This is a genomic window from Streptomyces sp. NPDC059010, from assembly GCF_042740355.1.
In the GTDB taxonomy this organism is placed as follows: domain Bacteria; phylum Actinomycetota; class Actinomycetes; order Streptomycetales; family Streptomycetaceae; genus Streptomyces.
Map to the genome: position 1 here is coordinate 61,258 of NZ_JBHYJA010000055.1, position 10,307 is coordinate 71,564.

A 10,307-nucleotide genomic window follows, 5' to 3' on the forward strand; every position below is an offset into this window, starting at 1 on the left:
GCGCGGGGGGGGGGGGGGGCGGGCGCGGGGGGGGGGGGCGCCCCCCCGGGGGGGGGGGGGCGCGGGGGCCCCCCCCCCGGGGGGGCCCCCCCGGGGGGCGGGGGCCGCCCGAGGAACTCCTCGGCTCCGCCCGCCAGGAGGCCGACCAGGAGCGCGAGCGGGCCCGCGAGCAGAGCGATGAGCTGCTGGCCGCGGCACGGGGCCGGGTGGAGGAGGCGCAGGCCGAGGCGGTACGGCTGGTCGAGGAGGCCGACCGGCGCGCCACCGAGATGGTGTCGGCGGCCGAGCAGCACGCCCAGCAGGTCCGCGACTCCGTGACCGGGCTGCACGAGCAGGCCCAGGAGGAGATCACCGGGCTGCGCAGTGCCGCCGAGCACGCGGCGGACCGTACCCGCCGGGAGGCGCAGGAGGAGGCGGACCGGGTCCGCGCCGACGCCTACTCCGAGCGGGAGCGGGCCAGCGAGGACGCCGGCCGTGTCCGGCGCGAGGCCAATGAGGAGTCCGCGGCCGCCAAGTCCCTCGCCGAGCGCACCGTCGGGGAGGCGATCGCCGAGGCCGAGCGGCTGCGGTCGGACGCCTCCGAGTACGCCCAGCGGATCCGCACCGAGGCCTCCGACAAGATCGCCGAGGCCGATCAGGCCGCGTCCCGCACCCGGGCGGACGCCCGCGAGGACGCCAACCGGATCCGTTCGGACGCGGCGACCCAGGCCGACACCCTCATCACCGAGGCCCGCAGCGAGGCGGAGCGGCTCCAGTCGGAGACCGTCGCCGAGGCCGACCGGGTGCGTGCCGAGGCCCGCGCCAAGGCCGAGAAGCTGGTCGGGGACGCCTCGTCGGACGCGGAGCGGCTGCGCGCCGAGGCCGCCGAGACCGTGGGGTCGGCCCAGCAGCACGCCGAGCGGGTCCGCAGCGAGTCCGAGCGCGTCAAGGCCGAGGCGGCGGCGGAGGCCGAGCGGCTGGTCGCCACCGCGCGCCAGGAGGCGGAGCGCACCCTCGACGAGGCCCGCAAGGACGCCGGCAAACGGCGCCAGGACGTGGCCGAACAGGTCGACAAGCTCATCACCGAGACCACGGCCGAGGCCGACAAGCTGCTCACCGAGGCGCAGCAGCAGGCGCACAAGACGACCGCGGACGCCGAGGGACAGGCCGACACCATGGTGGGCGCCGCCCGCAAGGAGGCCGACCGGCTGGTCGCCGAGGCGACGGTCGAGGGCAACTCCATGGTGGAGAAGGCGCGCACGGACGCGGACGAGCTGCTCGTCGGCGCCCGCCGGGACGCCACCTCGATCCGGGAGCGCGCGGAGGAGCTGCGCGACCGCATCACGACCGAGATCGAGGACCTGCACGAGCGGGCCCGCCGGGAGTCCTCCGAGACGATGAAGTCGGCCGGCGACCGCTGCGACGCCCTCATCAAGGCCGCCGAGGAGCAGCTGGCCAAGGCACAGGCGAAGGCGAAGGAGCTGGTCTCGGAGGCGAACTCCGAGGCGGGCAAGGTCCGTATCGCCGCCGTGAAGAAGGCCGAGGGGCTTCTGAAGGAGGCCGAGCAGAAGCGGTCCAGCCTCATCAAGGAGGCCGAGGAGCTCAAGGCCGAGGCGATCCGCGAGGCCAGGCGCACGGTCGAGGAGGGCAAGCGCGAGCTGGAGGTCCTGGTGCGGCGCCGCGAGGACATCAACGCCGAGATCTCCCGGGTCCAGGACGTCCTGGAGGCGCTGGAGTCCTTCGAGGCACCGTCGGCCGGCAAGGATGGCGGAGTCAAGGCGGGTGCGACAGTCGGAGCACCCCGATCGGGTGGCAAGTCGTCAGACGGCTAGCGGGGGGTGCGCGTTCGGGTGTCTCCTGGGGCCTTTGACCAAGTTTTTGGCAAGCCGTCCGACGGTTAGCCACTCAAAAGGGGTCTCATTCTCCAGATCAAACACGTATCCGCTCGATGACACACCGCTTCGGCCCCTAGGATTCCACTTATCACCTCACCGGTCTCATTCGACAGGAACCCCATGAGCGACACTTCCCCCTACGGCTTCGAGCTAGTGCGGCGTGGGTACGACCGCGCTCAGGTGGACGAACGGATCTCCAAGCTCGTCTCCGACCGTGACAGCGCTCTCGCCCGCATCACTGCTCTGGAAAAGCGCATCGAGGAGCTCCACCTCGAAACGCAGAACGCCCAGGCCCAGGTAACCGACGCAGAGCCGTCGTACGCCGGTCTCGGCGCGCGTGTCGAGAAGATCCTCCGCCTCGCCGAAGAAGAGGCCAAGGATCTGCGCGAGGAGGCCCGCCGCGCCGCCGAGCAGCACCGCGAGCTCGCCGAGTCGGCGGCCCAGCAGGTCCGCAACGACGCAGAATCGTTCGCTGCGGAGCGCAAGGCCAAGGCCGAGGACGAGGGCGTTCGCATCGTCGAGAAGGCCAAGAGCGACGCCTCTCAGCTGCGTGCCGAGGCGCAGAAGGACGCGCAGTCCAAGCGCGAGGAGGCCGACGCCCTCTTCGAGGAGACCCGTGCCAAGGCCGCGCAGGCCGCCGCCGACTTCGAGACGAACCTCGCCAAGCGCCGCGAGCAGTCCGAGCGGGACCTGGCGTCCCGTCAGGCCAAGGCCGAGAAGCGTCTCGCCGAGATCGAGCACCGCGCCGAGCAGCTGCGCCTGGAGGCCGAGAAGCTGCGCACCGACGCCGAGCGCCGTGCCCGTCAGACGGTGGAGACGGCGCAGCGCCAGGCCGAGGACATCGTGGCCGACGCCAACGCCAAGGCCGACCGCATCCGTTCGGAATCCGAGCGCGAGCTCGCGGCTCTCACCAACCGCCGCGACAGCATCAACGCTCAGCTGACGAACGTCCGCGAGATGCTGGCGACCCTCACGGGCGCCGCGGTGGCCGCCGCCGGCACGCCGGCCGAGGACGAGCCGATCACTCGTGGGGTGCCCGCCCAGCAGACCCGGTAACGATCCGGCGCACGTCTGCTGAATTTTGCAAAGCCCTCTGCCACTGGGGTGGCAGAGGGCTTTGCCCCGTTTTAGCGTGGGCGGCATGATCGAGCTTGCGGGGCTGACCAAGCGGTACGGCGAGAAGGTGGCGGTCAACAACCTCACCTTCGGCGTCAGACCCGGCATGGTCACGGGCTTCCTCGGTCCCAACGGGGCGGGAAAGTCCACCACGATGCGGATGATCCTCGGCCTCGACCGCCCCACCGCCGGCGACGTCCGCATCGACGGCAAGCACTACGACCAGCTCAAGGACCCGCTGACGTACATCGGCGCGCTGCTTGAGGCCAAGGCCTGGCACGGCGGGCGCAGCGCCTACAACCATCTGCTGTGTCTGGCGCAGAGCAACGGTATCGCGCGGCGGCGGGTGCGCGAGGTGCTGGAGACGGTGGGGCTCACGGCGGTCGCGCGGAAGAAGACCAAGGGCTTCTCGATGGGCATGGGCCAGCGGCTCGGCATCGCCGCCGCACTGCTCGGCGACCCGCGGATCCTGATGTTCGACGAGCCGGTCAACGGCCTCGATCCCGAGGGCATCCACTGGATCCGCAACCTGATGAAATCCCTTGCCGCGCAGGGCCGTACGGTCTTCGTCTCCTCGCATCTGATGAGCGAGATGGCGCTCACCGCCGACCACCTCGTCGTCATCGGACAGGGGCGGCTGCTCGCCGACACGACCATGGCCGACTTCATCCAGCGCAACTCGAAGTCGTACGTCCGGATCCGTACCCCGCAGCGGGAGCGGCTGCTCGATGTGCTGCACACGGCGGGGATCACGGCCGTGGAGACGGGCAACGGCCGGCTGGAGGTCGACGGCGGCAAGGCGGAGCAGATCGGGGAGCTGGCGGCGCGGCACGGGGTGGTGCTGCATGAGCTGAGCCCGCAACAGGCTTCGCTGGAGGAGGCGTTCATGCAGCTGACCGCGGAGTCGGTGGAGTATCACGCGCACTCCTCGGCATCGCCGGCGCCGGCCGAGGGGCAACAGCCGTGGGGCGACGGCTGGAGGAGGAGCTGAACATGGCAGCCACCCAGGTCATCCGCTCCGAGTGGACCAAGATCAGGTCCGTCGCCTCCACCGTGTGGACGCTCTCCCTCGCCGTGGTGGTCACCATCGCGCTCGGCATGCTGATCTCGGCCCTGTCGAAGAACGAGTTCGACACCATGGACCGGCAGGACCAGCTGTCCTTCGATCCGACGTTCATCAGCTTCGCCGGGATGAGCCTCGGTCAGCTGGCGATGATCGTGTTCGGGGTGCTGGTCGTGTCGAACGAGTACAGCACCGGCATGATCCGCAGCTCGCTGGCCGCCGTGCCGCAGCGCGGCACCTTCCTGTTCAGCAAGATCGCGGTGGCCACCGGTCTCGCGCTCGTCGTCGGAGTGGCCACCAGCTTCGTCACCTTCTTCCTCGGGCAGGCGATGCTCGGCGAGCACAAGGCGCAGATCGGCGACCCGGGTGTGCTGCGGGCGGTGATCGGCGGCGGGCTCTACATGACGCTGATCGCGATGTTCTCGATGGGCGTCGCCGCGATGCTGCGCTCGCCGATGCTGTCGCTGGGCATCCTGATGCCGTTCTTCTTCCTGGTCTCCAACATCCTCGGCAATGTCTCGGCCACCGAGAAGATCGGCCGGTATCTGCCGGACCAGGCCGGCAGCAAGATCATGCAGGTCGTCACGCCGGTCGACGACGACACCCCGTACGGCCCCTGGGGCGGGCTCGGCATCATGGCCCTCTGGGTCCTCGCGGCGATCGTCGGCGGTTACGCCACGCTCAGGAAACGGGACGCGTAGTGAGGGGCTCGGGAGGGGCGCCGGTGCGAGTTTTTACTCGGCCTTGAGTGGAACCGTCAGCGCCTCGGTATCCTCCTAACCCTTACGGGGGGCGTATGCCCTGCTGTCCTGATCCTTTCGATGGGTGCGGAGCATGATCGAAGCAGTCGGCCTGACCAAGCGCTATGGCGACAAGACCGCTGTGTACAACCTGTCCTTCCAGGTGCGGCCCGGTTCCGTCACCGGCTTCCTGGGCCCCAACGGCTCGGGCAAGTCGACGACGATGCGGATGATCCTCGGACTGGACAACCCGACAGCGGGGCACGTCACCATCGGCGGCTACCCCTACCGGAGGCTGCCCAACGCCCCCCGCCAGGTCGGCGCACTGCTGGACGCCAAGGCGGTGCACGGCGGCCGCGCGGCCCGCAACCATCTGCTGAGCCTGGCCCAGCTGTCCGGCATCCCGTCCCGCCGGGTGGACGAGGTGCTCGGCGTGGTCGGTCTGCAGGACGTGGCCAGGAAGCGCTCCAAGGGCTTCTCGCTCGGCATGGGCCAGCGGCTCGGCATCGCCGCCGCGCTGCTCGGCGACCCCCAGGTGCTGCTGTTCGACGAGCCGGTCAACGGCCTCGACCCCGAGGGCATCCTCTGGGTGCGCAACCTGATGAAGTCGCTGGCGGCCGAGGGCCGTACCGTCTTCGTCTCCTCGCACCTGATGAGCGAGATGGCACTGACCGCCGACCACCTCATCGTCATCGGGCGCGGCCAGCTGCTCGCCGACATGAGCGTCAAGGACTTCATCGCCGCGAACTCCGCCGGCTTCGCCCGGGTCCGCACGCCCGACACCGAGCCGCAGCTGCGCGAGAAGCTGGCCGGCGCGCTCACCGAGGCCGGCGGCCATGTGCTGCCCGAGCAGGACGGCGCGCTGCGGGTGACCGGGCTGCCGCTCCCCCGCATCAGCGACATCGCGCACGACTCCGACGTACGGCTGTGGGAGCTGTCGCCGCACCAGGCCTCGCTGGAGGAGGCGTACATGCGGATGACGCAGGGCGCCGTCGACTACCGCTCGACCATCGACCAGAAGGAAGGGCTGCAGCAGCCGCTGCCGCCCGGCGCGCAGCCGCCGATGCCGGTGCCGGGTCAGGGCCAGCCCGGCTGGTACGCCCCGCCCCCGCCCGAGCAGGGCGGGCAGCCGTTCGCCGCGCCGGGCCAGGCGCCCGCCGGTCCGTACGGTGCGCCCGGCGCGCCCGGTGCCGCTCCGGGCGCGGGTGCCGCCAACCCGTACGCCCAGCAGGCGCCCCAGATGCCGCCGAGCCAGGCTCCGGGACAGCCCACCGCGCCGCCGGCCGCCGCGCCGCCCGCGCCCCAGCAGGCGCCCGCACAGCCGCCCGTGGCCCCGGTACAGCCCGCCGCCGCCCCGTCCGCCCCTGTCTCCACGACCAAGCCCGAGGACGCCCGATGAGCACGCCCCAGCCCCCGATGCCGCAGAGCGCCGCACCGAACTGGCAGGCGGCGCCCGGCCCGGCGTACCCCACCTACACCTCGCCGATCCCCGTGGTGCGCACGCATCTCGGGCACGCGCTGTCCTCGGAGTGGACGAAGATCCGGTCGGTGCGCTCCACGATGTGGACGCTCGGCGTGTTCGTGCTGCTCGTCGTCGGCATCGGCCTCGCGGCCGCCGCGCTGGTCGCCGCCAACTCCGGGGAGGGGGGCCTGGAAGGCGAGAGCCCGCTGGGCCTCGGCTTCTTCGGGCTGCTGCTCGGCAGCATGTGCATCATCACGCTGGGCGTGCTGACCACGGCCTCGGAGTACGGCACCGGCATGATCCGGACCACGATGACCGCGTGCCCGAGCCGCGGCCGGGTGCTGGTGGCGAAGTCGATCGTGTTCTTCTCGGTCGCCTTCGTCGTGACGCTGGCGTCCTCCGTCCTCGTCGCCCTCGCGGACGTGGCCCTGGTGGACGCGCGTGAGCCCACCGGCTCGGAGTGGCTGAAGGGCACGGTCGGCATCTCGCTCTACATCGCGCTGCTCGGCCTGCTCTCGCTCGTCGTCGGCTCGATCATCCGGCACTCGGCGGGCGCGATCACGATCATGATCGGTGTGCTGCTGGCCCCGCTGGTCATCGCGCTGTTCATGTTCTCGGAGTCGCTCAAGGACCTCCAGCAGGCCCTGTTCGAGTACTCCATCCCGAACCAGCTCAGCGTCTTCTACGCCCAGTCCCTCTCCCAGTCCGGCCCGTCCGGCTGGGACCCGCTGTGGATCATGCTCGCCATCACGGCCGCCGTGTTCGCCGGCGCCTACTTCCTGCTGGAGAAGCGGGACGTGTAGCCCTCGTTCAGAACCTCGGCGCGTTACGGGACCGCTGCACCCGCGTGGTGCGGCGGTCCTTGGCGTTCCAGCACGCCTTGTGCCAGTGGCGGCGGTCGTCGACGCCCGCGTGGTCCGGCCAGGCGACGACGTGCGGGACGCCGTCCGGGATCATCTGGTCGCAGCCCGGGCAGCGGTACGTCTTGCCCTGCGCGCTCGCCCCGGCCACATGCCGTACGTTCCAGTTCTCCCCGCCCCAGCTCTCGGAGGACTGCCAGCCGCCGTAACGGCCGGAACGGTCGTCCTCGGCACCGCCTCCGGACGAGGCGGCGCCCTTGGGGCCGTTGGGTCGGTTACGACGCGGGGACACGGAACACCTCACGGGGCTATACAGGATGCACGGGTCATGTCCAGCCTACGCGGCGCGGACAGGGGTATCCGTACGGGACCAACCCCCACAAGTCCCTCACGCCGATGATCCATTCTGCAGACAATCCGCAAATCTCTTCGCCAGGCCGTGTCCTAGGCACGTGTCAGACGGTTATGCCGGGTGTGGGGGAGCTCCGCGTCGGAGCCAAGGAAGCAGGAAGAGCGATGCGCGTAGGAAGTTTCGTGTTGGCGGCCCGGTTCCCGGGACAGGGCGACGGGGAGGCGCTGCACCGGGCGGTCCGATCGGCCGAGGTCGCGGAGGAGGCGGGGCTCGACGCCGTCTGGCTGGCCGAGCACCACTTCGTGCCGTACGGCACCTGTCCGTCCGCGATCACCCTGGCCGCGTTGCTGCTGGGCCGCACCAGTCGGCTGCGGGTCGGCACGGCGGTCACCGTGCTGCCCACGGCCCATCCGGTGGCCGTCGGCGAACAGGCCGCGCTGCTGCACATCACCTCCGGCGGGCGGTTCTCGCTGGGCGTGGGGCGCGGGGGGCCATGGGTCGATCTGGAGGTGTTCGGCCAGGGCCTGAAGGCGTACGAGGAGGGGTTCCCGGAATCACTCGATCTGTTGCTGAGCTGGCTGCGCCAACCCTCGGTCGCGGCCGCCGGCGAGCGGTTCGACTTCCGTGAAGTCCCCGTCGTACCAAGGCCGTCGGAGTGCCTCACGGACGCCGAGGGGCCCGAGGTCGTCGTCGCCTGCACCTCACCGCGCAGCGTGCGGCTGGCGGCCGAGCGCGGGCTGCCGATGCTGCTCGGGATGCATGTGGGCGACGAGGAGAAGGCCGAGATGGTCGCCCTGTGGCGGGAGCACGCCCGCGCGGCCGGGCGGCCGGCGGACGAGATCCGGGACGCGGCCCATGTGTCGGCCGGCGTCTGCCAGATCGCGGACCGGCGCACGGACGCGGTCGAGTCCCTGACGAAGGCGATGCCGGGCTGGCTCCGGCAGGGCCTGGAGGCCCATGTCACCGTGGACGGCCGCCACCGTGTGATGCGCGACCCGCTCGCCTACACGGAACTGCTCTGCGGGCTGCACCCGGTGGGCACCCCTCGCCTGTGCGCCGACCGCCTGGCGGCGACCAGCGAACGGACGGGCATCTCCCGCTTCGCCCTGCTGGTCGAGGGCTCGGGCGACCTGGCGGCCACCGAGGAGAACGTACGGCGCCTGGGCGCCGAAGTACTGCCGCACCTCGGCTGAACCTCCATGGACCGCTGCTTCATGGCTGAACGCCCTGGCCGCCGGAAGGGCTTGCCGCCCCACTACTGATTGCACCTCCCGCGTAAGGAGCGGCAAGCAAGCGACTCACTGCGTCAGCAGTCCCTGAACTCCGGGGACTGGTTCAGCACCTGACTGCGGACCGACGTGAAGCGGGCGTGCGTCTCCTCGACCGAGACGTCAAGCGGGAACACCGCTACCCGGTGGCAGTTCTGGAAGGCCAGTCGCACCCCGAAGTGCCGCTGCAGCGCGCCGCGTATCGCGTCACTGGCAAGCGCACGCAGCAGCTGGCCGCGTGCCTGCTCGTCCGGCGGGGGCGTCTGGTTGTCGGCGAACTGTCCGCCGTCGACCTTCAGCTGGGCCACCAGGGAGCTGATCATCTCCCATGCATAGGGCAGGGAGGTCCGGACGCAGTCGACGAAGGCTGCTTCGTCGACCTCGCCTCGCTCGGCCTGTTCGAGTAGGGCCGGTGAGACGTCGAGCGACATGGGTTCTCCTCTCGCACCCCCGGAACATCAGGGGTTGCCGGACAGATAAGGGAGTTCGCGATACCGGACACTCTGCGTACACGCCTCGCGACCTCCCGTTTAATACGGTAGGCAACAGACGGTGACGGCACCAGGAGAATGGGTACATGGGCGGTCCTCGTTAGGCACACAATCGGCCAGAAATGAACAGGGGCAGTCCGGGGTCATACGGACTCCCCCGGGGCGAATCGCGTCCACCGTGACCCGTCGAGTAGCGTTGCCGACCATGCGTCTCGTCATTGCCCGATGCTCCGTCGACTACGCGGGCCGGCTCACCGCCCACCTGCCCTCGGCGCCCCGTCTGATCCTGGTCAAGGCGGACGGCAGCGTCTCGATCCACGCCGACGACCGGGCCTACAAGCCCCTGAACTGGATGTCGCCGCCGTGCACCCTGAAGGAGGGTGACGGCGAGCAGCAGGATGTCTGGACGGTCACCAACAAAGCGGGCGAGAAGCTGATCATCACAATGGAGGAGGTCCTCCATGACTCCTCGCACGAACTCGGCGTGGATCCTGGCCTGATCAAGGACGGCGTGGAAGCGCACCTCCAGGAGCTCCTCGCCGACCGCATCGAAACGCTCGGCGAGGGCTACACCCTCATCCGGCGCGAATACATGACGGCCATCGGGCCGGTGGACATCCTGTGCCGGGACGCCGAGGGCCAGACGGTCGCGGTCGAGATCAAGCGGCGCGGCGAGATCGACGGCGTCGAGCAGCTCACCCGCTACCTGGACCTGCTGAACCGCGATCCCCATCTCGCGCCGGTGCGGGGCATCTTCGCCGCCCAGGAGATCAAGCCGCAGGCCCGGGTCCTCGCGACGGACCGGGGCATCGGGTGCCAGGTTCTGGACTATGACGCGATGCGGGGGATCGAGGACGACAAGCTGCGGCTGTTCTGACGCGCAGTTCTTGGTTTTTCCTGCCATTTCTTGGCAGTTCTACGACGGTGAGGGGGGGGGGGGCGGGGCGGGGCCGCCCCCGCGCCCGGCGCGGGGGGGGCCCCCCGCCCCCCCCCCCCGCGGGGGGGGGCGGGGGGGGCCCCCCCCCCCCGGGCGCTGGAGCGGACCGTGGAGTACGTGGGCCAGCGGGAGCAGTTCGGCCGG

The 10,307-nt window shown here is 70.8% G+C and carries 9 protein-coding genes and 1 pseudogene; 8 read left to right on the top strand and 2 right to left on the bottom strand.

The features are described from left to right. Positions 1–110: 110 nt before the first annotated feature. From ACFWYS_RS40160 to ACFWYS_RS40185, 6 genes and pseudogenes are all read left to right on the top strand, one after another. A pseudogene (locus tag ACFWYS_RS40160) lies at positions 111–1,811 on the top strand (hypothetical protein); the annotation flags it as partial. Positions 1,812–1,994: 183 nt separating this feature from the next. Further along, on the top strand, positions 1,995–2,930 hold the full coding sequence (locus ACFWYS_RS40165; RefSeq protein WP_384780557.1) for a cellulose-binding protein: 936 nt from the start codon (positions 1,995–1,997) through the stop codon (positions 2,928–2,930). An 85-nt stretch (positions 2,931–3,015) separates the two neighbouring features. Further along, positions 3,016–3,981 (top strand): ABC transporter ATP-binding protein, encoded by a 966-nt coding sequence (locus ACFWYS_RS40170; protein WP_384780560.1) that lies wholly within the window; start codon positions 3,016–3,018, stop codon positions 3,979–3,981. Between the two features lie 2 nt (positions 3,982–3,983). After that, the gene (locus ACFWYS_RS40175) at positions 3,984–4,754 is read left to right on the top strand and encodes an ABC transporter permease (protein WP_384780563.1); all 771 of its coding nucleotides are present in this window, start codon (positions 3,984–3,986) and stop codon (positions 4,752–4,754) included. A 133-nt stretch (positions 4,755–4,887) separates the two neighbouring features. Beyond that, positions 4,888–6,192 (top strand): ABC transporter ATP-binding protein, encoded by a 1,305-nt coding sequence (locus tag ACFWYS_RS40180; RefSeq protein WP_384780566.1) that lies wholly within the window; start codon positions 4,888–4,890, stop codon positions 6,190–6,192. After that, on the top strand, positions 6,189–7,058 hold the full coding sequence (locus ACFWYS_RS40185) for an ABC transporter permease (protein ID WP_384780569.1): 870 nt from the start codon (positions 6,189–6,191) through the stop codon (positions 7,056–7,058). Before ACFWYS_RS40180 ends, ACFWYS_RS40185 begins: the two co-directional genes overlap by 4 nt. A gap of 7 nt (positions 7,059–7,065) precedes the next feature. On the opposite strand, the gene ACFWYS_RS40190 is transcribed toward ACFWYS_RS40185, so the two are convergent. Continuing rightward, entirely contained in the window at positions 7,066–7,407 is a 342-nt protein-coding gene (locus tag ACFWYS_RS40190) for an ATP/GTP-binding protein (protein ID WP_384780572.1), read from the bottom strand. 224 nt (positions 7,408–7,631) lie between these two features. Here ACFWYS_RS40190 and ACFWYS_RS40195 point away from each other — a divergent pair, with 224 nt between their 5' ends. Beyond that, positions 7,632–8,660 carry an LLM class flavin-dependent oxidoreductase gene (locus ACFWYS_RS40195; protein ID WP_384780575.1) on the top strand — a complete coding sequence of 343 codons (1,029 nt, stop codon included), beginning with the start codon at positions 7,632–7,634 and terminating at the stop codon, positions 8,658–8,660. 113 nt (positions 8,661–8,773) lie between these two features. Here ACFWYS_RS40195 and ACFWYS_RS40200 read toward each other — a convergent pair whose 3' ends face one another. Then, positions 8,774–9,166: an SCO5389 family protein gene (locus ACFWYS_RS40200; RefSeq protein ID WP_384780578.1), complete on the bottom strand. Its 393-nt coding sequence runs from the start codon at positions 9,164–9,166 to the stop codon at positions 8,774–8,776. Between the two features lie 265 nt (positions 9,167–9,431). Here ACFWYS_RS40200 and nucS point away from each other — a divergent pair, with 265 nt between their 5' ends. Continuing rightward, positions 9,432–10,103 (top strand): endonuclease NucS, encoded by a 672-nt coding sequence (nucS, locus tag ACFWYS_RS40205; RefSeq protein ID WP_272121613.1) that lies wholly within the window; start codon positions 9,432–9,434, stop codon positions 10,101–10,103. Positions 10,104–10,307 lie beyond the last annotated feature (204 nt).

What these genes read in the sequence shown, in the direction of transcription:
- ACFWYS_RS40170 (WP_384780560.1), top strand. Translation starts at nt 3,016, where the DNA reads ATGATCGAGCTTGCGGGGCTGACCAAGCGGTACGGCGAGAAGGTGGCG.
- ACFWYS_RS40165 (WP_384780557.1), top strand. Translation starts at nt 1,995, where the DNA reads ATGAGCGACACTTCCCCCTACGGCTTCGAGCTAGTGCGGCGTGGGTAC.
- ACFWYS_RS40185 (WP_384780569.1), top strand. Translation starts at nt 6,189, where the DNA reads ATGAGCACGCCCCAGCCCCCGATGCCGCAGAGCGCCGCACCGAACTGG.
- nucS (WP_272121613.1), top strand. Translation starts at nt 9,432, where the DNA reads ATGCGTCTCGTCATTGCCCGATGCTCCGTCGACTACGCGGGCCGGCTC.
- ACFWYS_RS40180 (WP_384780566.1), top strand. Translation starts at nt 4,888, where the DNA reads ATGATCGAAGCAGTCGGCCTGACCAAGCGCTATGGCGACAAGACCGCT.
- ACFWYS_RS40200 (WP_384780578.1), bottom strand. Translation starts at nt 9,166, where the DNA reads ATGTCGCTCGACGTCTCACCGGCCCTACTCGAACAGGCCGAGCGAGGC.
- ACFWYS_RS40175 (WP_384780563.1), top strand. Translation starts at nt 3,984, where the DNA reads ATGGCAGCCACCCAGGTCATCCGCTCCGAGTGGACCAAGATCAGGTCC.
- ACFWYS_RS40195 (WP_384780575.1), top strand. Translation starts at nt 7,632, where the DNA reads ATGCGCGTAGGAAGTTTCGTGTTGGCGGCCCGGTTCCCGGGACAGGGC.